Genomic DNA, 24,072 nt, shown 5'->3' on the forward strand with positions numbered 1-24,072 from the left:
TTACTGGTCTGGAGTGTCGATGGTCAGGCGCTGGGTAGCCTGGGTGGCGCTAGACAACGGAGCACCCCGGCCAATCCACTCACCCTGGGTAGGCTGACCCGCGCGTGAAACACGTGCAACCAGTTGGACTTCAGCAAATTGCGACAGTTTCATCTGCGGCATCATCGCATCAGCATCAGACAATTCCACCTCGATCGGCAACTGCGCCACGGTCACCCGCTTGGCCGCCAGAGGCATCGGCGGGCCCTTGCTGGCGCGAGCGAAGATAAACACCGTGTCGTCCGGCTTGACCTTGTCCTTCAAGGCAGCCGCCAGTTCCACACGTACTTTCAGGCGAGCCGCCACAGGTGCAGGCTCGGCCTGCGCTGGCGCCCCACCCAGGCGCTCGGCGGCACGGTCGATCCCCCCCTGCAGGGCCGCTCGCGATGAATCACCTTCTGGCAACTGCGCCAGCAAGCGCTTCCAGTAGTCGATGGCTTCCTGATAACGCTCGCCTTCAAACGCAGCAATACCGCGCAGGCCCAGGCTGGTCACCTCGTTAGGGTCCGCCTTCAGCGCTTCGTCAGTCAGCGCCTGCAATTGCGGGCTCCACTGCTTGTTGGCGGCAAAGTACAGCGCCTGCGCCCACTGCCCCAGCAGCTCGGGCTGACGACCAGCCAGGGCCACGGCCCGTTCGAACGTGCGCGCGGCATCGGCCGGGCGCTGCTCGGCCATGTAGGCCCGGCCAAGGAAATACATGGCCTCGGCCGAATCCGGCTGGGCCTGCACCACGCGCTCAAGGCGCGTAGTCATTTCATCCATCGACTTGGGTGCCTCGGCAAATTCCTGGGTCAGCGCCACCTTGTCGGCCGCGCCAAAATGCAGGTACAGCCCCAGCGCCATCAGCGGTACCAGCACCGCAGCCAGCAGCGGCAGCGCCTTGCCCAAATGCCCCTGGCGCGGGGCCTCGGCGCCTTCGGTATCGGCCAGCAACTCGCGGGCAGCCTCGTCCCGGCCCTTGGCCATCTGCGCCTCATCGAGCACACCGGCGGCTTGCTGGGCCGCCAGTTCGGCGACGCGTTCCTGGTAGAGGGCCACGTTCAAGGCCGTGCGGTCTTCTTCCTGCTGGCGACGGCGGCCACGCAGGATCGGGAGCAGCAAAAAGCTGAGGGCAGCGAGCAGCAGAAGGCCCGCGCTAAGCCAGAATTCAATCATGGGTCTGTTCTTTTTCCAGCAGTTTGGCGAGACGCTCGCGTTCTTCGGCAGACAACTCATCGGTGCCTTGCGCAGCCGTGGCACGGCGCCGGCGCACGATCACCGCCAGCACCACGAAGCCACCGGCCAGCAAGATCCCCGGGCCAAACCACAGCAGCCAGGTACGCGCGCTGAGCGCCGGCTTGTAGCGCACGAAGTCGCCATAGCGATCGACCATGAAGTCGATGATCTGCTGGTTGCTCTGGCCTTCGCCGAGCATGCGGAAGATTTCCCGGCGCAGGTCGGCAGCAATCGGCGCGTTGGAGTCGGCAATATCCTGGTTCTGGCACTTGGGGCAGCGCAGTTCCTTGGTCAACTGTTGGTAACGCTCGCGCTCGGCCTCGTCGCGAAACTGGTAGGTGTCGATAGCCGCCTTGGCCACACCGGCCAGGCTCATGCCCAGCACCGCAGCTGCCAGCCAGCGCTTCATGGCTTGGCCTCGTCGATCAGGCCCTGGTACAACGGCGCCAGTTGTTCACGCCAGACCGTGGCATCAACGATACCCACGTGCTTGTAGCGGATGATGCCCTTGGCGTCTATCAGGAAGGTTTCCGGCGCCCCATACACCCCAAGGTCCAGGCCCAGGCTGCCCTGCTCGTCACGAATATCCAGCTGGTAGGGGTTGTGGAACTCGGCCAGCCACCTCTGCGCGGCGGCGTTGTCATCCTTGTAGTTGACCCCATGGATCACCACACCCTGCCGTGCCAGCTGGTTCAGGTACGGATGCTCGACCTTGCATGATGGACACCAGGTGGCCCACACATTGACCAGTGCCGGGCGACCCTGCAAGTCAGCCTGAGTCAGAGTGCGGTCCCCCTGTGTCGAAGCCAGGGAAAACACCGGGAACGGTTTGCCGATCATTGCCGAAGGCAGCTCGTCGGGCTTGAGGAAAAGCCCCTTGTAGAGGAACACCGCCACCAGCAGGAACACTGCAAGGGGCACCACCATGATCCAACGCTTCATGCAGCTGCTCCAGACACGCCCAGGACATCACGCACCCGGGTCTTGACCTTGACGCGGTAGCGCCGGTCGAGGGCCGCCAGCAACCCGCCCAGGCCGGTCAGCAGACCGCCCAGCCAGATCCAGCGAACGTAAGGCTTAATATGTACGCGCACAGCCCAGGCGCCATTCTCCAGTGGCTCACCAAGCGCAACGTACAGGTCTCGGGTAAAGCCGGCGTCGATGCCCGCTTCGGTCATCATCGACTGTTGCACGGTGTACAGGCGCTTCTCCGGGTGCAGTGTGGTCACTTCACGACCCTCGCGGCTGACCACGATGGTGCCCTTGTCAGAGATGAAGTTCGGCCCCTCGAAGTGCTTGGCGCCCTGGAACAGGAAGTGGTAGCCACCCAGCTCCACACTTTCGCCCGGCGCCATGCGCAGGTCGCGTTCGGCGCTGTTGTTGCTGGACAGCACCACGCCCAGCGCGCACACCGCCAGGCCCAAGTGCGCCAGTTGCATGCCCCAGTAGCTGCGCCCCAGGCCCGGCAAGCCTTTGATCAGGCCCTTGTGGCGGGTCTTGTCGAAAATGTCACGCAGCCCGCCAAGCACTACCCAAGACGCCAGGGCGAAGGCCGTCAGCGTCGGCCAATCGAAGTCGTCGACGATAAAGCCGGCAACCGGAGCAAGGATGGCACTGCCGATCAACACTGGGGTCATCATGCTGGCCAGCCATTTGCCCGGGGTGTCCTTCCAGCGCACCACCACGCCCACGCTCATCACCACCATCAGCAGCGCCATCAACGGCAGGAACAAGGCGTCGAAGTAGGGCGGGCCGACCGATAGCTTGGCACCGGTCAGGGCATCGAGCACCAGCGGGTACAGGGTACCGAGCAGAATCATCGAAGCCGCCACCACCAGCACCAGGTTGTTGGCCAGCAGCAGCGTTTCACGCGACCACAGGGCGAAACCGACCTGGCTCTTGACCACCGGTGCACGCAGTGCGAACAGCGTGAGCGACCCGCCGACCACGAACAGCAGGAAAAACAGGATGAAAATACCGCGCGACGGGTCGGCGGCAAACGCGTGCACCGAGGTCAGCACGCCGGAACGCACCAGGAAGGTACCCAGCAGGCTCAGCGAGAATGCGGCAATTGCCAGCAGCACGGTCCAGCTCTTGAACACCCCGCGTTTCTCGGTCACCGCCAACGAGTGGATCAGTGCCGTGCCCACCAGCCAAGGCATGAACGAGGCGTTTTCCACCGGGTCCCAGAACCACCAGCCACCCCAGCCCAGTTCGTAGTAGGCCCACCACGATCCCAAGGTGATGCCAATACCCAGAAAAGCCCAGGCGACGATGGTCCACGGCCGCGACCAGCGCGCCCAGGCAGCGTCCAGCCGGCCGCCCAGCAAGGCGGCGATGGCGAAGGCGAAGGCCACCGAAAAGCCCACGTAGCCCATGTAGAGCATGGGTGGGTGAACGATCAGGCCAAAGTCCTGCAGCAGCGGGTTGAGGTCACGGCCATCAGTCGGCACCTGCGGCAGCAGGCGCTGGAACGGGTTGGAAGTAATGATCAGGAAGCTCAGGAAGCCCACGCTGATCATGCCCATTACCGCCAGCACGCGGGCCAGCATGACCTGCGGCAACTGCCGGGAGAACACCGACACAGCAAAGGTCCAGCCGCCGAGGATCAGCGCCCAAAGCAGCAGCGAACCCTCATGGGCGCCCCACACCGCACTGAACTTGTAGTACCAGGGCAAGGCGCTGTTGGAGTTGCTGGCCACATAGGCGACCGAGAAGTTGTCTGTCATGAAGGCATGGGTCAGGCAGGCAAAGGCAAACGCCAGGAAGACGAACTGCCCCCACGCTGCCGGCCGCGCCAGGCTCATCCACAGGCTGTCGCCACGCCACGCGCCAAGCAGCGGCACACTGGCCTGCACGACGGCAAAGCAGATCGCCAGAATCATCGCCAACTGGCCCAGTTCGGGAATTACCAGTGCTGCGTTCATGGCTTGGCCTCTACGCCGGTAGCGGCCTGGCCGCTTTCCTTCAACGCCTTGGTGACCTCGGGCGGCATGTATTTCTCGTCGTGCTTGGCCAACACTTCATCGGCTACCACCACACCTTCGCCGTTGAGCTTGCCAAGGGCGACGATGCCCTGCCCTTCGCGGAATAGATCGGGGAGGATGCCGCGGTAGGTGATGGGTACCGACTTGTTGAAGTCGGTAACCACGAAACGCACGTCCAACGAGTCGGCCGAGCGCTGAACCGAGCCTTTCTCGACCATGCCGCCAGCGCGAATGCGCGTGTCCAGCGGCGCTTCGCCGTTGGCGATCTGGGTCGGTGTATAGAACAGGTTGATGTTCTGCTGCAATGCGCTCAAGGCAAAGCCGACGGCAACCCCGACGCCGACCAGCAGGCCGACGATGAGCAACAGGCGTTTCTTGCGCTGCGGATTCACTGGTTGTTCTCCCGGCGCAAACGGCGCGCCTCTTCTTGCAAATAGCGACGACGGGCCAGCAGTGGCGCACCAACGTTCAGCGCCAGCACCGCCAGGCAGATGCCATAGGCCGACCACACGTACAGGCCATGGTGGCCCATGGCGAGAAAGTCACCGAAAGTGGCAAAGCTCATTGTGCGGCCCTCCGCCCCAGGCTGTTCAATACTTCGTCCCTGACCCAACTGGCGCGTGCTTCGCGCTTGAGCACTTCAAGGCGCATGCGCAGCAGCAGTACGGCGCCGAAGAAACAGTAGAAACCCAGCGCCGTGCACAACAGCGGCAGCCACATTTCGGCCGGCATCGCCGGCTTTTCGGTAAGGGTGAAGGTGGCGCCCTGGTGCAGGGTGTTCCACCACTCCACCGAATACTTGATGATCGGGATATTCACCACACCGACAATCGCAAGCACCGCACAGGCCTTGGCCGCACTGTCACGATTACTGATCGCCTGGCCCAGCGCAATAATGCCGAAGTACAGGAACAGCAGGATGAGCATGGACGTAAGGCGGGCATCCCACACCCACCAGCTGCCCCAGGTCGGCTTGCCCCAGATGGCGCCGGTAACCAGCGCCACGGCGGTCATCCAGGCGCCGATGGGTGCGGCACATTGCAGGGCGACGTCGGCCAGTTTCATCTTCCACACCAGCCCCACCACCCCGGCCACCGCCAGCAGCACATAGCAGGACTGCGCCAGCATCGCCGCCGGCACATGGATATAGATGATGCGGAAGCTGTTGCCCTGCTGGTAGTCCTGGGGGGCGAAGGCCAGGCCCCAGGTGATGCCGACCAGCAGCAGGAGCACGGCAGCACCGGCCAGCCACGGCAGCATGCGGCCGCTGATGGCATAGAACCATTTCGGGGAGCCCAGCTTGTGGAACCACGTCCAGCTTATTTTCATCAGGGTACATCCAGGGTATTTGCCGGGCTTGAGAGCCCGGGACTCGTTATTCGCCGACGCTGATCTTCAGGCCGGCCGCTATCGCAAAGGGTGCCAGGGTAACGGCCAGGGCCGTCAGACTGGCGAGCCAGAGCAGATGGCCGGTTGCCGGCATATTTTGCAACGCCGCTTGCAACGCACCACTGCCCAGGATCAATACAGGGATATACAACGGCAGAATCAGCAACGCCAGTAACAAACCTCCGCGTTTAAGGCCGACTGTCAGCGCCGCGCCCACCGCGCCCAGCAAGCTCAATACCGGCGTACCCAGCAGCAGCGAACCGAGTAGCACCGGCAGGCAATGGCTTGGCAGCCCCAGCATCAGTGCCAGCAGTGGCGCCAACAATACCAGCGCCAGCCCGGAAAAGATCCAGTGCGCCAGCACCTTGGCCAGCACCAGCAGCGCCAGTGGGTGCGGCGACAGCACCCACTGCTCCAGCGAGCCGTCTTCGAAATCGCTGCGGAACAGGCCGTCCAGCGACAACAACACGGCCAGCAGCGCTGCCACCCAGACCAGGCCCGGCGACAAAGTTTGCAACAATTGGCTTTCCGGGCCGACCGCCAGCGGGAACATGGCCACGACGATGGCGAAGAACACCAACGGGTTGGCCAGTTCGGCCGGGCGACGGCACAGCAGGCGCGCTTCGCGGCGCAGCAACAAAATGAATACGCTCATGCAGCCCATTGCCCCAGGTTCAGTTCACGGTAACCGGAGGGCTTGCGTTCCAGTGTGTGGTGAGTCGTCAGCACCACCGTGCCGCCCTGCTCGCAGTGGGCTGCCAGGTGCGCTTCAAGCTGCGCCACGCCTTGCTTGTCGAGCGCGGTGAACGGCTCGTCGAGAATCCAGAGCGGCGGACTAGCCAGGTGCAGCCGGGCCAGGGCCACACGGCGCTGCTGACCGGCTGACAGGGTATGGCAGGGGACGTCTTCGAAACCGCGCAGGCCAACAGCCTCCAGCGCCGCCCAGATCGCCTCGCGGCTGGCCGGCTGGTGCAGGGCGCACAGCCAGGTGAGATTTTCCTCGGCGGTGAGCAAGTCCTTGATACCAGCGGCGTGGCCGATCCACAGCAGTGCGCTGGCCAGGGCATGTCGCTGTTCGGCCAGGGGCTTGCCACCCAGCAGAATCTGCCCGGCCGTCGGCTGCATCAGCCCGGCCAGCAAGCGCAACAGGCTGGTCTTGCCACTGCCGTTGGGGCCACTGATCTGCAGCATGTCGCCGGCGCCCAGCTCGAAATCGAGCTGCTCGAACAGCAGGCGCCAGTCGCGCTCGCAGGCCAGGCCCGCGGCTTGGAGGTGAAGGGTCACGGTTTCGCCTTATCTTTAGTAGGGCTTTGGCGCGGCGTCGCCTGTTTCGCGGGTGAACCCGCTCCTACAGGTTCGGCGCAGTACTCGGATACCGCACAGAACCCTGTAGGAGCGGGTTCACCCGCGAAGCAGCCAACACCGCTCCAAAGCCCTTGTGTCTCAAGTCGCCCCGCGCGCTGCCGTTATACTGGCAACCACGGGCGCTCGGCATTATTACACGCGCCGCCGCGCTGCCAAGAGGCCGGGCTCGACAGGTTGTATACAATCATGACTGAAATCAATAGTCTCGGCGCACAAAACGCGATCAACAGCCAAGCCATGAAGGCAGGCATGACCGGCGAACTGCTGCGCCTGATCCAGGCGCAGCCCGGCCTGCTGGCCCCTGGCGAAACCGCGCAAGCCGAGGTCGTATCGTTGCGCCAGACCGGCCAGGACTTTCAGTTGGTGCTACGGCTGATGCAGGCCAACGGCATACAGACCCAGCTACAGGCCAACGCTAGCCAGCCGCTGCCCCAAGGCAGCCAGATCACCGTCAGCCAGACCGAAAGCAATCGCCTGGCGATCATGCTGCAACAGGCCAGCGCCAGCCAGGTCGCCACCCTCACCCAACTGGACACCAGCAAGGTGCCGGCCGGCACCTTGTTGCAAGGCAAGGTCCTGACCAACCAGCCGCTGGCCCAGGAACCCGACCAACCGGCCGTGTACCGAGCGCTGGTCAGCTTGCTCAACAGCGCCCAGGCCGGTGCCACACTGAGCATCGACAGCCCGCGTCCACTGGCCATTGGCAGCCTGCTCAGCGCCCTGGTGCAGGGCGACCAGTCATTGCGCTTCGTGCCACTCAGCGGCAGGCAGGACCAACTCAGCATTGCCCAACAGCTGCTGACCCAACAAAACCGCCAAGCCTCGCTGCCCGGCCTGCTCAACGCCCTGCAACAGCTCACCCGCGACCCCGGCGTCGATGGCGACCTGCGCGCCAGCGCCGAACGCCTGCTGGCCGGCCTGCCGGACGCCCGACAACTGGGCGACGCCAAGGCAGTGGCCCAGGCCCTGAACAACAGCGGCAGCTTTCTCGAAGCGAAGCTGCTGAGTGGGTCCACCGCCAGCATCGCCACCGACCTCAAGGCGCATTTGCTGCGGCTGATGGACCAGGCCCCTGCCCTTCCGGCGGGCGCCACCAATCTCAACCCCGCCAGCCTGGCCGTGACCATGCCGGCACTGGCGCGCAGTGCACTGGGCATGCTCGAGCGGGTCAGCCCCAAGCCGCAGCCGGGGGCGTTCCCGTTACCGTCGCGCCTGCTCAAGGCCCTGGAGGACGAAGGCGACCTGCAACAGTTGCTGCGCCTGGCTGCTGCTGCCGTTTCACGCTTGCAGAGCCACGCCATGAGCAGCCTGCAACAGACCGGCACGCTGGAGAACGGCAACCTGCAGACCACCTGGCAAACCGAAGTGCCGATCCGCCACGGCCAGGAGTTCATCCCGCTGCAAGTCAAACTGCAACGCGAAGAAACCCCGCAACAACAAGCCGACCGCCAATATAAAGCCCAAGACCCTCGGCAAGCCCTGTGGCGCATCGAGCTGGCCTTTGACCTGTCCCCGCTCGGCCCCATGCAAGTACAGGCGCAACTGAGCCAGGGCCGTTTGAGTGGGCAGCTATGGGCGGAGCGCGAGCAGACCGCGCGCTTGATCGACACCCAGCTCGGCGCGCTGCGCGAGCGCCTGCTGGCCCGGGGCCTGGAAGTCGGCGACCTGGAGTGCTACCCGGGCATTCCGCCGCTGGGGCCACGCACACGAATGGAACAACGCTGGGTGGACGAAACCGCATGAGCCACACGACACCACGCCAAGCCATAGCGCTGAACTACGACGGCCATCAGGCACCGACCCTCACCGCCAAGGGCGACGAGGAACTGGCCGAGGCCATCCTTGCGCTCGCCCGCGAACACGAAGTACCGATCTACGAAAACGCCGAGCTGGTGCGCCTGCTGGCGCGGCTGGAGCTGGGCGATCAAATACCCGAGGCGCTGTACCTGACCATTGCCGAGATCATCGCCTTCGCCTGGCAACTGCGCGGCAAGGTACCTGCGGGTTTCGATGATGCGCCTCCGGAAGAGCACGATATCACCCCGCCATTGCCCCTGCTGCCCGGCACTGGCCGGTAACTATCTACCACCCCCTCCCCCACCATGCGCCCCACCTTGTCGGTCTCCCACGTACAAGGTGACCGTCATGATCGACAGCAGAATCAACGCCCAAGGTGTGCAGTTCGTAGTAGACCATCTGGCCAACATCCCACGTCCGGACCGCGAAGCCAATCGCTTGATCCGGCAGTGGCTCGCCGGGCAAGGTGTGCATATCGACCCCGATCGCGTCGATGTGGTCACCCTGCACTACCGGCCGGATGAGCAAGGCTATGTGGCAGCGGTCCAGCAGACCCAGAGCATGACCCAGGCGCTGCTGGGCAACTGGCAAGGGGAGTCCGATAACAACCTCATCGGCGCACTGTTCGCCAACCCTTGGGCAGGCACCTTCCCCCAAGGGCCGTTGAAGCTGGTCGATCGCCTGCCAACGCTGGGCTTTGGCCATCAGGGCGCGGCCTTCGAGGTGTATAACGGCCTGTTCCAGCGATCGTCCCCCGCCCGCTACGATGCTTCGACCCACGTTCAGGTTCCGGCTGAAGCCTTCCAGCGGTTCATAGAAGCGCTGGACTTTCACCAGCCGTTCAAAGCCATGCTCGACGCTTACTGGCAGGAGCATCAGGACAGTCACCGCCTGGCCAGCAAGCTCAATTTCATCGCCGCCTGCAACGCCCAGGTCAGCCGAGGCAGCCTGAGCGATGCCGCCAGAACGCTGGCATGGCAAGCCGCTGGCCTGATGCCGCGGCGGCGCAAGGTAAGGGTGAGCACACTGAGCATCTATGGCTACGCGGCCACCGACCTGCTGTACATCAATGCCCCCGACAGCGATCTGACCCTGCTGTACATGCCAGGCAACAGCTCACCCTTGCTCGAATTCGCCAGCGAAAACCTGCTCAAGGACTGGGTGGGCGATCAGTGCAAGGACCCCGCCCGACGCGAGGCACTCAAACAACATTTCAGGCTCGCCGACCGTCCTCAGGGCCTCGATTTCAGCGGCCTGGACACCGCGCTAGAGGGCCTTGGCGACTATCCAAACCGGCACCGGCTGCCGCCTGAACATGGTTATTTCAACGATGATGGTGTCTGGCCCCCTAGAACCTACGTGAACTACAAACCTGGCAAATACAACCCCAAACTGACCGGGGATATGTTCGCAGCCCTGACCGAGCGCCAGCGCCAGCGCAGCTACGATGATGCCGATTTTGTCATCACCACCGATAGCCAGGTTACCAAAGCCAGATGGCGAGGCTACCTCACCAACACGCTCAACCTACTGGCGCCACTGTGCCTGGTGGTGCCGGGGCTGGCGCCATTGCTGGCAGTCGGTGGCATTGCCCAGTTGGGCCTGGGCCTGGATCAGGTGATCAACGGCCACAGCCTGAAAGCCAAACAGGACGGGGTTGGCGACATCGCCTGGGGGCTGTTCAACGCCGCACCGCTGGCAACGGAGGGCACGGCAGGCATCAAGGCCCTGTTCGAGTTCAAAAGCGATGGTTTTGTCATGCCGCGCGAGGTCAACGGGCAGCTCGGCTACCCGCTGAGCCCGATCCGTCCACCACGGCTTCCCGAGCCAGAAGGCGTGGAGTATTTCCACAACCACGAGCCGATTACACCGCTTGACGAAGGCGACCCGGCTGTTGCCGGCGCGGTGATTCGCTTGCCCCACTACGATGGCGAACTGGACGACCTGGAATGCAGCATCGAAACCTACAATGCACGCGTGGTCTATGACCTGGAGCGCGACGCATTCATCATCAAGGAAACCGTCAACGAGGTCGAGCCGCAAGCCTACATCGCAGTACCTGGCAGCCGTGACCTTGTCGCGCTCGACAGGCAGCGCCCAGTCACCGACGCCATGCGCACCCGCACCTTGCGCGCGCTGGGTGTGGACCTGCCACTGCCAGTAAACATTCCGACACCGGCGCCGGACAGCGCCCCCATCCCCAAACTTATCTCCAGCCTCTGGGTCGGCGACAAAGTCATAAGCGAGCCATTGCTGGCCAACCTTGCCGCCAACGCCGCGCGCCTGAGCGACAGTGAATACAGCATGCGCCTGTTTCTGTCGAAGGCTTCGCCTACCGCCTACGAACAGAACGCAAGACTATTGGCAGCCCGGGCGCCAGGGCTGCAGGTATTGCCGCTAGAAGAGCAAGGCTTCTTCCGGGCCTTCCGCCAGAGCCGCTATTACGCACAGTACGAGGCAGCGCTGGATGGCAACGGTGGCATCGCCACCAATTACGCGTCTGCGACCGATGTGCTGCGCTACCGGATGCTGCACCATGAGGGCGGGCTATACATGGACGTAGACGATTTCCTGCTGCCGGACGGCAAGGGCGAAACGATCGATCAGGTCGAGCTGCGCACCCCAGCCGATGGGCTGCTGCTGCCACCGCCAATGTCCAACGAGAAAATGAGCATGAATTGCCTGTACAACACCAGCCTCATGGGTAGCCACCCCGGCAACCCGCTGCTGGATGCGATCTCCGACGAAATGCTCGCACGTTACCAGACCCATGCAGACTTCTACGAAAGCCGACCGAGCCTGGAACAGGACCCGAGCGGTTTCTACCGCTATGCCAATACGCTCAGCTATCTCACCGGGCCGGCGCTGCTCACCGAAGTGGTCGATCGCCATCTACCCGGGCTGCGGACCCTGCGCCAGATCATCAACCTGCACACCATGCCACGCGTCAACACCTATCCATTCATCGACCCTTCGCAAGCCAATACAGCCCTGAGGCAACTGCTGCCCCTGAACCGATTCGCCGGCGTCGGCGGCAACCATTCCTGGGTTCGCAACTGAAATGAACAGCGGGTACCGAACGGGCCCGGCGGCACCTTTCAGATCGAGCGTCGCGTGGACGTCGCTCGATTTCCCAGGCGACGAACCTGCTGCCAAGGATACCTGCCAGCCCCAATCAAGGAGCCCGGTACACCTTGCTCATCAACTCCGCCTCGGCCTGGGTCAGGCCGCAGCTCTGGGTCAACTCATCGATACTCGCCCCCATCCCCACCAGCTTGGCCGCCTGGCTGAAGGTAACGTTGCTCGGGTCGCGCTGTTCGAGGCGCTCCAGCCGGTCCGGCAGGGTGGCCACCGCCGCACGCAGCTCATGGATGGCCTCCCCCATGCGCACAGTGCCGTTCTGGTAGTCATCCAGACGCTTGGCCAAGTCCTTGATGCGCTGGTCACGCAGCGCATCGCCCTCGGCCTGCTGCGCAGCCAGCTCGCGCTGGCGCTTGCTGTAGTTGAGAAAAAACCACAGGCTCAGCGCCCAGGCCAGCGCCAGGAAGATGACAGCAACCTCTAGGATCAACTCAGATGTTCTCCAGCTCGGACCACTCTTCCTCGGTCATCATCTTGTCCAGTTCGACCAGGATCAGCAGCTCGCCATTCTTGTTGCACACGCCCTGAATGAACTTGGCCGACTCTTCGTTACCCACGTTCGGCGCAGTCTCGATTTCGGACTGGCGCAGGTAAACCACTTCGGCCACGCTGTCGACCAGAATGCCGACCACTTGCTTGTCGGCTTCGATGATGACGATACGGGTGTTGTCGGTCACTTCGGTCGGCATCAGGCCAAAACGCTGACGCGTGTCGATCACCGTCACCACGTTACCGCGCAAGTTGATGATGCCCAGCACGTAGCTCGGCGCGCCCGGCACCGGGGCGATCTCGGTGTAGCGCAGTACTTCCTGCACCTGCATCACATTGATGCCGTAGGACTCGTTGTCCAGACGGAAGGTAACCCACTGCAGGATCGGATCTTCGGAACCTTGTGCAGACGACTTTTTCATTCCCCTACCCTCAAAATCCGCCGTTGGCGGTATGTTCTGTGTCATTTCTGGTTGGCGTGCATCTGCTTGACCGCACCGCTGGCGATCAGCTCGGCCAGTGCGGCGACGTCGAGCAGTGCACACATGTGTTCGATTACGGTACCGGCCAGCCACGGGCGCTGGCCACGCTGGCTGCGCCACTTGATCTCCGACGGGTCCAGGCGCAGCGAACGGCTGACCTGATGCACCGCCAGCCCCCATTCGTAGCCCTGCACCGAAATCACGTACTGCAGGCCCTGGCGAAAATCATCGCGGTAACGGTCGGGCATTACCCAACGCGCAGTGTCCAGCACCTTCAGGTTGCCAGCCTGGCAGGTCAGGATGCCGAGGAACCAGTCGGGCTGGCCGAACAGTGGCGTCAGTTCCTGGCCAGCCAGGGTGTAGATCGAGCCCAGGCACACCAACGGCACCGCCAGGGTCAAGCCGGCAACATCGAACAGCAGGCACTCGAACGGCTCGGCCGCCCACGCCGGACGACCCTCTACAGTGGCCGGAGGCACGGGCAGGTTGGGCGCCGGCAGATACACATCGACCAGCGGCACAGCCGGTTCCACGGTTTGCTCTTCGACCAGTACCGGAATGGTGGCTTCGGCCACGATCTCCTGCTCGACCACCGCCACCACCGGGGCTTGCACCGGCATCACGCTGGGCAGTACCGCCAGCCGGGGCTCGGCGAACGGCCGGGCAAGGCTGGCGGCGGCTTCGGCGGGCTCAGGCCGGGCCGGCTGCCGGGCATCGCGTGCCTGCTCCTCGCGCACCGCCTCGGCGAACTCATCCGCCACTGCCGGCGGCTCGCTCTGGTCTTCGGCCTCGGTGGCCTCCTGCAGCAGGCCGTCCAGGTACGATTGCAGGGCCATCTGGGGTCGGGTGCTGGTTTGCCGGGTTTGAGTCATCAGGCCACCTGCACTGCGTTCTTGTAGGTGAGCAGGTGCTTGAGCAACGCCCTGTAGGCGATCAACCCACGGCTCTTGCTGTCGAACTGCGAGGGCGTGACGCCCTTGCGACTGGCATCGCGCAGGCGCGTATCCACCGGAATGTAACCCTGCCATACATGCTGCCCGTAAGTGTCACGTAGCAGCTTGAGGGTGCCCAGCGACGCCTGGGTACGACGGTCGAACAGGGTTGGCACGATCTGGTACGGCAGCGCCTGCTTGCGCGAACGGTTGACCATGGCCAAGGTGCCGACCATGCGCTCCAGGCCCTTCACGGCGAGGAATTCGGTTTGTACCGGGATCACCAGCTGCTGGCTGGCGGCCAGGGCATTGACCATCAGCACACCCAGCAAGGGTGGGCTGTCGATCAAGGCATAGTCGAAATCCTGCCACAGTTGCGCCAGACTCTTGGCGATTACCAGGCCCAGGCCATTCTGTCCTGGTGACTGGCGCTCCAGCACCGCCAGCGCGGTACTCGACGGCAACAGCGAAATGCGCTCATCGCTGGTGGGCAGCAGCAGTTGCCCGGGCAAGCCTTCGGGCACCGCCCCCTTGTGCAGGAACAGGTCGTAGCAGCTGTGCTCCAGGGCATCCGGGTTATGCCCGAAGTAGCTGGTCATCGAGCCGTGCGGGTCGAGGTCGACGACGACCACGCGCTTGCCGGCCTCGGCCAGCAGGCCGGCCAGGGCAATGGTAGTGGTGGTCTTGCCGACGCCACCTTTTTGATTGGCTACTGCCCAGACTCTCATCAAGCAAACTCTATCCATTGATTTGGCAGGGACACTGTAGATACAACTGTCATGCGCAAAACTTCAAAGCTTGCACGCCCCTCTGTGGGAGCGGGCAAGCCCGCGAATACCGGCGCAGCCGGTGCCATTCACCGAGTCGCTGGCTTCGCGGGCATGCCCGCTCCCACAGGGGACGGCGGCACATTCAAAATCGTGTTCGTATCAGCGACGGGGAATTGACGAATCACTGCCCCGCCACTGTTGCTGGCGTTGCTGGTGCACTTTGTGTGCCAGCCCGGCGCAATGCAGCATCCGGTGTGGCATTGGCGCTGCCCGAGCCTGTCAGGCTGCGGCGCACTTCCAGGTTACGGGAAATCACCAGCACCACCCGACGATTGCGTGCGCGCCCTTCGGCGGTATCGTTGCTGGCCACCGGCTGGTACTCGCCGTAGCCCACCGAAGCCATGCGCGCCGGGTTGACGCCCTCCATGGCCAGCAGCCGCACGATGCTGGCCGCGCGCGCCGAGGACAACTCCCAGTTGGTGGGGTACTGCGCGGTGCGGATCGGCAGGTTGTCGGTGAAGCCTTCGACGTGCACCGGGTTGGCGAACGGCTTGAGGATGTTGGCCACCTTCTCGATGATCGCAAACGCCTTGTCACTGGGCATCGCATCACCACTGCCAAACAGCAGCGACGAATTGAGCTCGATCTCGACCCACAGTTCGTTGCCGCGCACAGTCATCTGGTCGCTTTTGATCAGGTCGCCAAAGGCATCGCGCACGTCATTGCTGATGGTTTTCAACGGGTCGGTATTGGTCGCCGCCAGGCCCGCTTCGGTCTGCTCGCTGTCTTTGACCAGCGGTTCGGCCGGGCGCACGCTCAGCGGCTGCTCATCGCCAATCGGGATCGGCTTCATGCTGCGCTCGGGGTCGTTGAATACCCCGAGCAAGGCCTGAGAAATAACCTTGTACTTGCCCTCGTTAATCGAGGAAATCGAATACATCACGACGAAAAAGGCGAACAGCAACGTGATGAAGTCGGCGTACGACACCAGCCAGCGCTCGTGGTTTTCGTGTTCCTCGGTATGACGACGGCGACGCATGGGTTACTCCATGAAGCCTTGCAGCTTCAGCTCGATCGAGCGCGGGTTTTCACCTTCGGCAATCGACAGCAGGCCTTCGAGCAGCATTTCGCGGTAGCGCGACTGACGCATGACGATGGCCTTGAGCTTGCTGGCGACCGGCAATAGCACAAGGTTGGCACTGGCCACACCGTAAATGGTGGCGACAAAGGCCACGGCAATGCCATTGCCCAGTTGCGACGGGTCGGCCAGATTGCCCATCACGTGGATAAGGCCCATGACCGCACCGATGATGCCGATGGTTGGCGCATAGCCGCCCATGCTTTCGAATACCTTGGCTGCCTGAATGTCACGGCCTTCCTGGGTAAGGAAGTCGACCTCGAGGATGCTGCGGATGGCTTCCGGTTCTGCGCCGTCCACCAGCAGTTGCAGGCCCTTGCGCGCATACGGGTCGGGTTCGCTGTCCGCTACCCCTTCCAGGCCGAGCAGGCCTTCTTTGCGAGCGGTCAGGCTCCAGTTCACCACGCGGTCGATGCCGCCCGCCAGGTCGACCCGTGGAGGAAACAGGATCCAACGCAAAATCTGCAAGGCACGCTTGAACGACGACAGCGGCGACTGCAACAGCGCCGCCGCCAGAGTGCCACCCAGTACAATCAGAGCCGCCGGGCCATTGACCAGAGCACCGACATGACCACCTTCAAGGAAGTTGCCACCGACGATGGCAACGAAAGCCAGGATCAAACCGATCAGGCTGAGGACGTCCATCAGACGCACGCCTCCACCAGGTGCTTGCCGATTTCGTCCAGGCTGTACACGGCATCAGCCAAATTGGCCTTGACGATGGCCATGGGCATGCCATAAATCACGCAGCTGGCTTCATCCTGGGCCCACACTGTGCTGCCCCCCTGCTTGAGCAGGCGCGCGCCTTCGCGGCCATCGGCGCCCATGCCGGTGAGCACTACCGACAACACCTTGTCACCATACGACTTGGCCGCCGAACCGAAGGTGATGTCCACGCAGGGTTTGTAGTTCAGACGCTCGTCGCCGGGCAGGATCTTCACCGTACCACGGCCATCGATCATCATCTGCTTGCCACCGGGGGCCAGCAGGGCCAGGCCCGGGCGCAGCATGTCGCCGTCTTCGGCTTCCTTGACGCTGATGCGGCACAGCTTGTCCAGGCGTTCGGCAAACGCTTTGGTGAAGGCCGCCGGCATGTGCTGGATCAGCACGATCGGCGCCGGGAAATTGGCTGGCAATTGGGTCAGTACCCGCTGCAACGCCACTGGCCCCCCCGTGGAGGTACCGATGGCCACCAGTTTATAGGGCTTGCGCTTGGGTGCCGGCGACTGCGAGGCCGCCGCTGTCGGGGCCGCTGCACGGGCAGGCGCAGCCGGGCGCGCCTGCGCCTGGCTGGTGAAGGTGCTGGCCGGCGCTGGCGCGGCGACCGGCGCCGTTCGCGCATAGCTGCCTATCCGGCGGTTGCTGCGCGAAATGGTGTGCACCTTCTCGCACAGCAGTTGCTTGACCTTGTCAGGGTTGCGCGAGATGTCCTCGAAATTTTTCGGCAGGTAGTCCACTGCGCCGGCATCCAGCGCGTCGAGGGTGACCCGGGCGCCTTCGTGGGTCAGCGACGAGAACATCAACACGGGCGTCGGGCAGCGCTGCATGATGTGCCGCACTGCGGTAATGCCATCCATCATGGGCATTTCGTAGTCCATGGTGATGACATCGGGCTTGAGCGCCAGCGCCTGGTCGATTGCTTCCTTGCCGTTGGTCGCGGTTCCCACTACCTGGATCGTTGGATCCGCCGAGAGGATTTCCGAGACACGGCGGCGGAAGAAACCAGAATCATCCACCACCAGGACCTTGACTGCCATAAACACTCCATTAGGCGGCGCAACCCGCAGGGCGCGCCACCGAAATCAAATACGCCGCGCGGCGTAACGCTTGAGCATGCTCGGAACGTCGAGAATCAACGCGATGCGACCGTCGCCAGTGATGGTGGCCCCGGACATGCCCGGGGTGCCCTGCAGCATCTTGCCCAGCGGCTTGATGACCACTTCTTCCTGGCCAACCAGTTGGTCGACGACAAAGCCGATGCGCTGAGTGCCGACCGACAGAATCACCACGTGGCCCTCGTGCTGCTCTTCGTGCACCTGCCCCTGGACCAGCCAGCGTTTGAGGTAGAACAGCGGCAGCGCCTTGTCGCGTACGATCACCACTTCCTGGCCGTCGACCACGTTGGTGCGCGACAGGTCGAGGTGGAAGATCTCGTTGACGTTGACCAGCGGGAAGGCAAACGCCTGATTGCCCAGCATCACCATCAGGGTGGGCATGATCGCCAGGGTCAGCGGCACCTTGATGACGATCTTGGAGCCCTGGCCCTTGGCCGAGAAAATGTTGATCGAGCCGTTGAGCTGGGAGATCTTGGTTTTCACCACGTCCATGCCCACGCCACGCCCGGACACATCGGAAATCTCGGTCTTGGTCGAGAAGCCCGGGGCGAAGATCAGGTTGTAGCAGTCCGACTCGCTCAGGCGCTCCGCGGCGTCCTTGTCCATCAGGCCCTTTTCCACGGCCTTGGCACGCAGGATGTTCGGGTCCATGCCCTTGCCGTCGTCCGAGATCGACAGCAGGATGTGGTCACCTTCCTGTTCGGCCGATAGCACTACGCGGCCGGTACGCGCCTTGCCAGAAGCTTCACGCTCGGCGGGCATCTCGATACCGTGGTCGACAGCATTGCGCACCAAGTGCACCAGCGGGTCGGCCAAGGCTTCTACGAGGTTCTTGTCAAGGTCGGTCTCTTCGCCGACCAGCTCCAGGTTGATCTCTTTCTTCAGCTGGCGCGCCAGGTCGCGCACCAGGCGCGGGAAGCGGCCGAAGACTTTCTTGATCGGCTGCATGCGGGTTTTCATCACCGCAGTCTGCAGGTCGGCGGTGACCACGTCGAGGTTGGACACGGCCTTGGACATGGCCTCATCGCCGCTGTTCAGGCCCAGGCGCACCAGGCGGTTACGCACCAGCACCAGCTCGCCGACCATGTTCATGATCTCGTCCAGGCGCGCGGTATCGACGCGCACCGTGGTTTCTGCTTCGCTGGCGGCATGCTTTTCGGCGGCCGGGGCTGGCGCGCGAGGCGCCGCGGCAGGTTTGCTGGCCGGCGAAGGCGCTGGCGCGGCGGCTGGCTTGGCCATCGGCTGGCTTTCGGCCTTGGCGGCAGCCGGCGCTTGCGCCTGGGCAGCAGCCGGGGCTTCTACAGCGGCAACATCGCCACCGAACTTGCCCTTGCCGTGCAACTGGTCCAACAGGGCTTCGAATTCGTGCTCGCTGATTTCATCGCTGGCTGCGCTGCTGTCTGGCACGGCAGGTGCTGGTGTCTGGGCGGCTGGCAAGGCATCGACCTGGAAGGTGCCCTTGCCATGCAGTTGGTCGAGCAGCGATTCGAATTCGGCGTCGGTGATCTCATCACTGGTCGCTTCGCTGCTGACGGCAACCGGCGGCGCCGCAACCTCGACACTGAACTGGCCCTTGCCGTGCAACTGGTCCAGCAGCGACTCGAACTCGGCGTCGGTGATTTCATCACCAGCGCCACTGACAGTCTCGCCCTGCATCTGCTCGTCGGCCGCTGCTTGCGCCTTGACCGCATCGAGCGAATCGAGCAACTGCTCGAACTCGCTGTCAGTGATGTCCTGATGCTGCTCTTCGGCCTCGGCCGGAGCCGCAACCGCCACGTCGGCAACCGGGGCCGGCGGCGGCGCTGCAACAGCTTCGGCTGCGCCAGGTTCGGCCAGGCGCGCCAATGCTGCCAGCAGCTCGGGGGTGGCCGGCGTCACTTCAGCACGCTCGCGCACCTGGCCAAACATGCTGTTGACCGTATCCAGTGCCTCGAGCACCACATCCATCAGTTCCGCATCGACCCGGCGCTCACCTTTGCGCAGGACGTCGAACACGTTCTCGGCGATATGGCAGCACTCCACCAGCTCGTTCAGCTGAAGGAAGCCGGCGCCCCCTTTTACAGTGTGGAAACCGCGAAAGATCGCATTGAGCAGGTCGGCATCGTCAGGCCGGCTTTCCAGCTCGACCAGTTGCTCGGACAATTGCTCAAGAATTTCGCCGGCTTCTACCAGGAAATCCTGGAGGATTTCTTCATCGGCGCCGAAGCTCATCAAACGTGCTCCTTAAAAACCAAGGCTGGACAGCAGATCATCGACATCGTCCTGACCGGACACGACGTCTTCACGCTTATCGGCATGAATCTGCGGACCTTCACCCCGAGTCGGATGTTTTTCTCGATCTTTTTCTGCACGCAATTGATCGTGATCATGGTTTATACCGGCAAAGCGGTCGACCTGGCTGGCCATCAGCACCAGCTTGAGCAGGTTGCTTTCCACCTCGGTCACCAGTGTGGTGACGCGCTTGATCACCTGGCCGGTCAGGTCCTGATAGTCCTGGGCCAGCAAAATGTCATTGAGGTGCCCGGAAACCTTGCGGTTACCCTCAGCGCTATGCGTCAGGAAACTGTCGACTCGCTTGACCAGATCACGAAATTCCGGCGCAGCCACTTCGCGGCGCATGAAGCGCTGCCAGTCGGTGCTCAGGGCCTTGGCCTCGCTGGCCAGCTCATTGAGCACTGGTGTGCTTTCCTCGACCAGGTCCATGGTGCGGTTGGCCGCGCCTTCGGTGAGCTTGACCACGTAAGACAGGCGCTCGGTGGCGTCGGTGATCTGCGACACCTCTTCTGCCTGCGGCATGGTGGGGTCGATCTGGAAACTGACGATGGCGCTGTGCAACTCGCGAGTCAGCTTGCCGACTTCCTGATACAGGCCGCGGTCGCGGGTCTGGTTCAACTCGTGAATCAGTTGCACCGCCTCGCCGAAACGGCCCCGCTCCAGGCTTTCGACCAACTCCTGGGCATGCTTCTTCAGGGTCGATTCGAACTCGCCCAAAGACGTTTGTGATGAATCCATGACGCGCCCCCCCGTAACGTGACTCAGCCGTTGACGCGTTCGAAGATCTTCTCGATCTTCTCTTTGAGCACCTGAGCGGTGAACGGCTTGACCACATAACCATTGACGCCGGCTTGGGCCGCTTCAATGATCTGGTCGCGCTTGGCTTCAGCGGTCACCATCAACACCGGCATGCTTTTCAGCTTGTCGCTGGCACGCACTTTACGCAGCAGGTCGATGCCGGACATGCCCGGCATGTTCCAGTCGGTCACCAGGAAGTCGTAGTGACCGTTTTCCAGCATTGGCAACGCCGTGGTGCCGTCATCGGCTTCATCGGTGTTGGTGAAACCCAAGTCACGCAACAGGTTCTTGATGATCCGCCGCATCGTCGAAAAGTCGTCAACGATGAGGATTTTCATGTTCTTGTCCAATTAGACCTCCAAGCAGTCTCAAACGCGCTCGGCCTACCGAGCACGCACTCATTCAATTCGGTACAACGTGGAAAACGACTGCAACGACAGCGGGCTCAACGCGCCCGCCATTCCCCCAGGCGGCTGCGCAGGCGCGCGGCACACTGGCTGTGCAACTGGCTGACCCGCGACTCGCTGACCCCCAGCACCTCACCGATCTCCTTGAGGTTCAGCTCTTCGTCGTAGTACAGCGCCAGCACCAGACGCTCACGCTCCGGCAGGTTGGCGATAGCCTCGGTCAGGGCAGCCTGGAAGCGCTCCTCCTCCAGCCCGCGCGCAGGTTCGACCTGGCCACTGGCGCCATCCTCATGCAGCCCTTCGTGCTCGCCATCCTGCAACAGGTCGTCGAAGCTGAACAGGCGGCTGCCCAGGGTATCGTTCAAGATCCCGTAGTAATCATCGAGACTCAATTGGAGTTCGGCAGCAACTTCATGATCTTTAGCGTCACGGCCTGTTCTGGCTTCAACTGCACGCATGGCATCACTGACCATACGAGTGTTGCGGTGCACCGAACGCGGTGCCCAGTCACCTTTGCGCACTTCGTCCAGCATGGCGCCGCGGATGCGGATACCCGCGTAAGTCTCAAAGCTGGCGCCCTTGCTGGCGTCGTATTTGTTGGCCACTTCCAGCAGGCCGATCATGCCGGCCTGGATCAGGTCCTCGACCTGTACGTTGGCCGGCAAGCGGGCCAACAGGTGGTAGGCGATGCGCTTGACCAGCGGGGCATAGCGTTCGATCAGCTCGTACTGGGCATCCTTCGCCGCCCGGCTGTACATCTTGAAACCGCTGGCGTTCATAGTACGGGTCCCGCGCTGGTGGGTTGCACCAAGCGCTCGACGAAGAACTCCAGATGACCGCGCGGGTTGGCCGGCAGCGGCCAGCTGTCGACCTTCTGCGCAATCGCCTTGAAGGCCAGTGCACACTTGGAGCGGGGGAAGGCCTCGTAGACGGCACGCTGCTTCTGCACCGCCTTGCGCACGCATTCGTCGTAAGGCACGGCACCCACGTACTGCAGGGCAACGTCAAGGAAGCGATCGGTGACCTTGGTCAGCTTGGCAAACAGGTTACGCCCTTCCTGCGGGCTCTGCGCCATGTTGGCCAAGACACGGAAACGGTTCATGCCGTAGTCGCGGTTGAGCAGCTTGATCAACGCGTAGGCATCGGTAATCGAGGTAGGTTCATCACACACCACCAACAGCACTTCCTGGGCGGCACGAACGAAGCTGACCACCGAGTCACCAATACCCGCAGCAGTATCGATCACCAACACATCGAGGTTGTCACCGATTTCGCTGAACGCCTGGATCAGCCCGGCGTGCTGGGCCGGGGCCAGGTGCACCATGCTCTGGGTGCCCGAGGCTGCCGGCACGATGCGCACACCACCAGGGCCCTGCAGCATCACGTCACGCAGCTCGCAACGCCCTTCGATGACATCGGCGAGGGTACGTTTGGGGGCAAGGCCCAGCAACACGTCGACATTGGCCAGGCCCAGGTCGGCGTCCAGCAACATGACCCTGCGGCCAAGCTCGGCCAGCGCCAGGGACAAGTTCACTGAAACGTTAGTCTTGCCGACGCCACCTTTGCCACCGGTCACGGCGATCACCTGTACGGGATGCATGCTACCCATGTCTGTTCTTTACCTTGTCTCGCTGGGACTCAGGCCACACGTAGGGCAATTCTGCGTGCCCCTTGGCATAGCGACTTTGCACACGCTTCATGGTCAACCCGCTCGCCGTGGGTTGTGATAGAGATCAGCGAACATGTCGGCCATGGCCTCTTCGCTGGGCTCGTCCTGCTGCTGCACATTCACGGCCCGCGTGACCAACTGGTGACCCCGCGGCAGGTGCAGGTCGTCAGGAATGCGTGGGCCATCGGTAAGATAGGCCACTGGCAGTTCATGACTGATGGCAAGGCTCAACACATCGCCAAGGCTTGCCGTTTCATCGAGCTTGGTCAGGATGCAACCGGCCAGGCCACAGCGCTTGTAGCTGTGGTAGGCGGCGGTCAGCACCTGCTTCTGGCTGGTGGTGGCCAGCACCAGGTAGTTCTTCGCGGCAATGCCACGCCCGGCCAGGGTTTCCAGTTGCATGCGCAGCGCAGGGTCGCTGGCCTGCAGGCCGGCAGTATCGATCAGCACCACGCGCTTGCGCAGCAGCGGCTCCAGCGCTGCTGCCAGCGACTGGCCCGGGTCGACGTAAGTCACCGGCACGTTGAGGATGCGGCCCAGGGTCTTGAGCTGCTCCTGGGCGCCGATACGGAAGCTGTCCATGCTCACCAGCGCCAGGTTCTGCGCGCCGTACTTGAGCACGTAGCGCGCGGCCAGCTTGGCCAGGGTGGTGGTCTTGCCCATGCCCGCCGGGCCCACCACGGCGATCACCCCGCCCTCTTCGATCGGCTCGACTTCAGGTATTTCGATCATCCGCGCCAAGTGAGCCAGCAGCATGCGCCAGGCCTGGCGCGGCTCTTCGATCTCGGCGGTCAGGTCCAGCAACTCGCGGGCAATCGGCCCCGACAGGCCGATGCGCTGCAGGCGGCGCCAAAGGTTGGCCTGCTGCGGCTTGCTGCCCTGCAGCTGATTCCAGGCCAGTGAACCGAGTTGCACTTCCAGCAACTCGCGCAGGCCCGACAGTTCGGAACGCATGGCATCGAACAGGCGCGGATCAACCGGTGCAGCAACCGGTGCGGCGGCTGCCTCAGGGATATCGACGTGCGGCTCGACCAACGGTTCGGCAGCGGTCAAAGATTGCCCGGCGAACAATTGGCGGTTGTTGTCGCTGCTGTCCTGACGCTGGTCCAGCTCGGCCTGGGCACTGGCAATGCGCGTATGGGTCTTGCGCAGCTCTTGTTCCAGCTCGGCGTTGGGCACACGCGGGGCCAGGGCGGACAGCTTGTAGTCCAGCGCGGCCGTCAGTTCGACACCACCAGCAATGCGGCGGTTGCCAATGATCGCGGCATCGGCGCCCAGCTCGTCACGGACCAGCTTCATGGCCTGACGCATATCGGCGGCGAAAAATCGCTTAACTTGCATTATC

General features: G+C 63.2%; 25 protein-coding genes. 3 read left to right on the top strand and 22 right to left on the bottom strand.

What is annotated here, in order from left to right:
* From ccmI to ccmA, 9 genes are read right to left on the bottom strand one after another with little or no spacing between them, the layout of a single operon-like run.
* Window positions 1-1,194, bottom strand: a complete 1,194-nt coding sequence (ccmI, locus tag ACF8EF_RS02560; protein WP_392461845.1) for a c-type cytochrome biogenesis protein CcmI — start codon at window positions 1,192-1,194, stop codon at window positions 1-3.
* The gene (locus tag ACF8EF_RS02565) at window positions 1,187-1,663 is read right to left on the bottom strand and encodes a cytochrome c-type biogenesis protein (RefSeq protein ID WP_176685427.1); all 477 of its coding nucleotides are present in this window, start codon (window positions 1,661-1,663) and stop codon (window positions 1,187-1,189) included. Before ACF8EF_RS02565 ends, ccmI begins: the two co-directional genes overlap by 8 nt.
* Entirely contained in the window at window positions 1,660-2,196 is a 537-nt protein-coding gene (locus tag ACF8EF_RS02570; protein ID WP_209967349.1) for a DsbE family thiol:disulfide interchange protein, read from the bottom strand. The genes ACF8EF_RS02565 and ACF8EF_RS02570 overlap by 4 nt, the downstream gene beginning before the upstream one ends.
* Complete coding sequence (locus ACF8EF_RS02575; RefSeq protein ID WP_176685425.1) at window positions 2,193-4,181, bottom strand: heme lyase CcmF/NrfE family subunit; 1,989 nt, start codon at window positions 4,179-4,181, stop codon at window positions 2,193-2,195. The genes ACF8EF_RS02570 and ACF8EF_RS02575 overlap by 4 nt, the downstream gene beginning before the upstream one ends.
* Window positions 4,178-4,633 carry a cytochrome c maturation protein CcmE gene (ccmE, locus tag ACF8EF_RS02580; protein WP_176685424.1) on the bottom strand — a complete coding sequence of 152 codons (456 nt, stop codon included), beginning with the start codon at window positions 4,631-4,633 and terminating at the stop codon, window positions 4,178-4,180. The genes ACF8EF_RS02575 and ccmE overlap by 4 nt, the downstream gene beginning before the upstream one ends.
* Window positions 4,630-4,806, bottom strand: a complete 177-nt coding sequence (gene ccmD / locus ACF8EF_RS02585; protein ID WP_003254380.1) for a heme exporter protein CcmD — start codon at window positions 4,804-4,806, stop codon at window positions 4,630-4,632. The genes ccmE and ccmD overlap by 4 nt, the downstream gene beginning before the upstream one ends.
* Window positions 4,803-5,570 (bottom strand): heme ABC transporter permease, encoded by a 768-nt coding sequence (locus tag ACF8EF_RS02590; protein WP_010955058.1) that lies wholly within the window; start codon window positions 5,568-5,570, stop codon window positions 4,803-4,805. Before ACF8EF_RS02590 ends, ccmD begins: the two co-directional genes overlap by 4 nt.
* Window positions 5,571-5,616: 46 nt before the next feature.
* A complete protein-coding gene (gene ccmB / locus ACF8EF_RS02595) occupies window positions 5,617-6,294 on the bottom strand; it encodes a heme exporter protein CcmB (protein ID WP_021785206.1) in 678 nt (225 codons plus the stop codon).
* A complete protein-coding gene (gene ccmA, locus ACF8EF_RS02600; protein WP_176685423.1) occupies window positions 6,282-6,914 on the bottom strand; it encodes a cytochrome c biogenesis heme-transporting ATPase CcmA in 633 nt (210 codons plus the stop codon). The genes ccmB and ccmA overlap by 13 nt, the downstream gene beginning before the upstream one ends.
* A gap of 267 nt (window positions 6,915-7,181) precedes the next feature.
* Here ccmA and ACF8EF_RS02605 point away from each other — a divergent pair, with 267 nt between their 5' ends.
* The 3 genes from ACF8EF_RS02605 to ACF8EF_RS02615 all read left to right on the top strand — a co-directional run bounded on the left by ACF8EF_RS02605 (window position 7,182) and on the right by ACF8EF_RS02615 (window position 11,852).
* Window positions 7,182-8,738, top strand: a complete 1,557-nt coding sequence (locus tag ACF8EF_RS02605) for a flagellar hook-length control protein FliK (protein ID WP_392461847.1) — start codon at window positions 7,182-7,184, stop codon at window positions 8,736-8,738.
* Window positions 8,735-9,073, top strand: coding sequence for an EscU/YscU/HrcU family type III secretion system export apparatus switch protein (locus ACF8EF_RS02610; protein WP_021785204.1), 339 nt, complete (start codon window positions 8,735-8,737; stop codon window positions 9,071-9,073). The genes ACF8EF_RS02605 and ACF8EF_RS02610 overlap by 4 nt, the downstream gene beginning before the upstream one ends.
* A gap of 67 nt (window positions 9,074-9,140) precedes the next feature.
* Window positions 9,141-11,852, top strand: coding sequence for a dermonecrotic toxin domain-containing protein (locus ACF8EF_RS02615; RefSeq protein WP_392461849.1), 2,712 nt, complete (start codon window positions 9,141-9,143; stop codon window positions 11,850-11,852).
* 115 nt (window positions 11,853-11,967) lie between these two features.
* Here ACF8EF_RS02615 and ACF8EF_RS02620 read toward each other — a convergent pair whose 3' ends face one another.
* The 13 genes from ACF8EF_RS02620 to flhF all read right to left on the bottom strand — a co-directional run bounded on the left by ACF8EF_RS02620 (window position 11,968) and on the right by flhF (window position 24,068).
* Complete coding sequence (locus ACF8EF_RS02620; RefSeq protein ID WP_010955062.1) at window positions 11,968-12,363, bottom strand: DUF2802 domain-containing protein; 396 nt, start codon at window positions 12,361-12,363, stop codon at window positions 11,968-11,970.
* A 1-nt stretch (window position 12,364) separates the two neighbouring features.
* The gene (locus ACF8EF_RS02625) at window positions 12,365-12,844 is read right to left on the bottom strand and encodes a chemotaxis protein CheW (protein ID WP_003254393.1); all 480 of its coding nucleotides are present in this window, start codon (window positions 12,842-12,844) and stop codon (window positions 12,365-12,367) included.
* Between the two features lie 41 nt (window positions 12,845-12,885).
* Window positions 12,886-13,776, bottom strand: a complete 891-nt coding sequence (locus tag ACF8EF_RS02630) for a CheW domain-containing protein (RefSeq protein ID WP_392461851.1) — start codon at window positions 13,774-13,776, stop codon at window positions 12,886-12,888.
* Entirely contained in the window at window positions 13,776-14,564 is a 789-nt protein-coding gene (locus ACF8EF_RS02635; RefSeq protein WP_176685418.1) for a ParA family protein, read from the bottom strand. Before ACF8EF_RS02635 ends, ACF8EF_RS02630 begins: the two co-directional genes overlap by 1 nt.
* Window positions 14,565-14,787: 223 nt before the next feature.
* The gene (motD, locus tag ACF8EF_RS02640; protein ID WP_176685417.1) at window positions 14,788-15,645 is read right to left on the bottom strand and encodes a flagellar motor protein MotD; all 858 of its coding nucleotides are present in this window, start codon (window positions 15,643-15,645) and stop codon (window positions 14,788-14,790) included.
* A 3-nt stretch (window positions 15,646-15,648) separates the two neighbouring features.
* The gene (locus tag ACF8EF_RS02645) at window positions 15,649-16,389 is read right to left on the bottom strand and encodes a flagellar motor protein (protein ID WP_003254399.1); all 741 of its coding nucleotides are present in this window, start codon (window positions 16,387-16,389) and stop codon (window positions 15,649-15,651) included.
* Complete coding sequence (locus ACF8EF_RS02650; protein WP_021785198.1) at window positions 16,389-17,501, bottom strand: chemotaxis response regulator protein-glutamate methylesterase; 1,113 nt, start codon at window positions 17,499-17,501, stop codon at window positions 16,389-16,391. The genes ACF8EF_RS02645 and ACF8EF_RS02650 overlap by 1 nt, the downstream gene beginning before the upstream one ends.
* A gap of 45 nt (window positions 17,502-17,546) precedes the next feature.
* A complete protein-coding gene (locus ACF8EF_RS02655) occupies window positions 17,547-19,790 on the bottom strand; it encodes a chemotaxis protein CheA (protein ID WP_392461852.1) in 2,244 nt (747 codons plus the stop codon).
* A 12-nt stretch (window positions 19,791-19,802) separates the two neighbouring features.
* The gene (locus ACF8EF_RS02660) at window positions 19,803-20,591 is read right to left on the bottom strand and encodes a protein phosphatase CheZ (RefSeq protein ID WP_176685414.1); all 789 of its coding nucleotides are present in this window, start codon (window positions 20,589-20,591) and stop codon (window positions 19,803-19,805) included.
* A 23-nt stretch (window positions 20,592-20,614) separates the two neighbouring features.
* Window positions 20,615-20,989, bottom strand: a complete 375-nt coding sequence (locus ACF8EF_RS02665) for a chemotaxis response regulator CheY (protein WP_010955070.1) — start codon at window positions 20,987-20,989, stop codon at window positions 20,615-20,617.
* Between the two features lie 107 nt (window positions 20,990-21,096).
* Complete coding sequence (fliA, locus tag ACF8EF_RS02670) at window positions 21,097-21,837, bottom strand: RNA polymerase sigma factor FliA (protein ID WP_003254406.1); 741 nt, start codon at window positions 21,835-21,837, stop codon at window positions 21,097-21,099.
* Window positions 21,834-22,667 carry a flagellar synthesis regulator FleN gene (fleN, locus tag ACF8EF_RS02675; RefSeq protein ID WP_021785193.1) on the bottom strand — a complete coding sequence of 278 codons (834 nt, stop codon included), beginning with the start codon at window positions 22,665-22,667 and terminating at the stop codon, window positions 21,834-21,836. The genes fliA and fleN overlap by 4 nt, the downstream gene beginning before the upstream one ends.
* Before the next feature lie 93 nt (window positions 22,668-22,760).
* Window positions 22,761-24,068 (bottom strand): flagellar biosynthesis protein FlhF, encoded by a 1,308-nt coding sequence (gene flhF / locus ACF8EF_RS02680; protein WP_392461854.1) that lies wholly within the window; start codon window positions 24,066-24,068, stop codon window positions 22,761-22,763.
* Window positions 24,069-24,072: the final 4 nt, after the last annotated feature.

The sequence above is a fragment of the Pseudomonas sp. zjy_15 genome (assembly GCF_043101865.1).
In the GTDB taxonomy this organism is placed as follows: Bacteria; Pseudomonadota; Gammaproteobacteria; order Pseudomonadales; family Pseudomonadaceae; genus Aquipseudomonas; species Aquipseudomonas putida_Y.

Excerpts from the sequence above, each read along its gene's own strand:
- flhF (WP_392461854.1), bottom strand. The coding sequence starts at position 24,068 with ATGCAAGTTAAGCGATTTTTCGCCGCCGATATGCGTCAGGCCATGAAG.
- ACF8EF_RS02655 (WP_392461852.1), bottom strand. The coding sequence starts at position 19,790 with ATGAGCTTCGGCGCCGATGAAGAAATCCTCCAGGATTTCCTGGTAGAA.
- ACF8EF_RS02565 (WP_176685427.1), bottom strand. The coding sequence starts at position 1,663 with ATGAAGCGCTGGCTGGCAGCTGCGGTGCTGGGCATGAGCCTGGCCGGT.
- ACF8EF_RS02630 (WP_392461851.1), bottom strand. The coding sequence starts at position 13,776 with ATGACTCAAACCCGGCAAACCAGCACCCGACCCCAGATGGCCCTGCAA.
- ACF8EF_RS02650 (WP_021785198.1), bottom strand. The coding sequence starts at position 17,501 with ATGGCAGTCAAGGTCCTGGTGGTGGATGATTCTGGTTTCTTCCGCCGC.
- ccmB (WP_021785206.1), bottom strand. The coding sequence starts at position 6,294 with ATGGGCTGCATGAGCGTATTCATTTTGTTGCTGCGCCGCGAAGCGCGC.
- ACF8EF_RS02610 (WP_021785204.1), top strand. The coding sequence starts at position 8,735 with ATGAGCCACACGACACCACGCCAAGCCATAGCGCTGAACTACGACGGC.
- fliA (WP_003254406.1), bottom strand. The coding sequence starts at position 21,837 with ATGAACGCCAGCGGTTTCAAGATGTACAGCCGGGCGGCGAAGGATGCC.
- ACF8EF_RS02615 (WP_392461849.1), top strand. The coding sequence starts at position 9,141 with ATGATCGACAGCAGAATCAACGCCCAAGGTGTGCAGTTCGTAGTAGAC.
- fleN (WP_021785193.1), bottom strand. The coding sequence starts at position 22,667 with ATGGGTAGCATGCATCCCGTACAGGTGATCGCCGTGACCGGTGGCAAA.
- ACF8EF_RS02660 (WP_176685414.1), bottom strand. The coding sequence starts at position 20,591 with ATGGATTCATCACAAACGTCTTTGGGCGAGTTCGAATCGACCCTGAAG.
- ACF8EF_RS02635 (WP_176685418.1), bottom strand. The coding sequence starts at position 14,564 with ATGAGAGTCTGGGCAGTAGCCAATCAAAAAGGTGGCGTCGGCAAGACC.
- ACF8EF_RS02625 (WP_003254393.1), bottom strand. The coding sequence starts at position 12,844 with ATGAAAAAGTCGTCTGCACAAGGTTCCGAAGATCCGATCCTGCAGTGG.
- ACF8EF_RS02570 (WP_209967349.1), bottom strand. The coding sequence starts at position 2,196 with ATGAAGCGTTGGATCATGGTGGTGCCCCTTGCAGTGTTCCTGCTGGTG.
- ccmI (WP_392461845.1), bottom strand. The coding sequence starts at position 1,194 with ATGATTGAATTCTGGCTTAGCGCGGGCCTTCTGCTGCTCGCTGCCCTC.
- ACF8EF_RS02665 (WP_010955070.1), bottom strand. The coding sequence starts at position 20,989 with ATGAAAATCCTCATCGTTGACGACTTTTCGACGATGCGGCGGATCATC.
- ACF8EF_RS02605 (WP_392461847.1), top strand. The coding sequence starts at position 7,182 with ATGACTGAAATCAATAGTCTCGGCGCACAAAACGCGATCAACAGCCAA.
- motD (WP_176685417.1), bottom strand. The coding sequence starts at position 15,645 with ATGCGTCGCCGTCGTCATACCGAGGAACACGAAAACCACGAGCGCTGG.
- ccmD (WP_003254380.1), bottom strand. The coding sequence starts at position 4,806 with ATGAGCTTTGCCACTTTCGGTGACTTTCTCGCCATGGGCCACCATGGC.
- ACF8EF_RS02575 (WP_176685425.1), bottom strand. The coding sequence starts at position 4,181 with ATGAACGCAGCACTGGTAATTCCCGAACTGGGCCAGTTGGCGATGATT.
- ACF8EF_RS02590 (WP_010955058.1), bottom strand. The coding sequence starts at position 5,570 with ATGAAAATAAGCTGGACGTGGTTCCACAAGCTGGGCTCCCCGAAATGG.
- ACF8EF_RS02645 (WP_003254399.1), bottom strand. The coding sequence starts at position 16,389 with ATGGACGTCCTCAGCCTGATCGGTTTGATCCTGGCTTTCGTTGCCATC.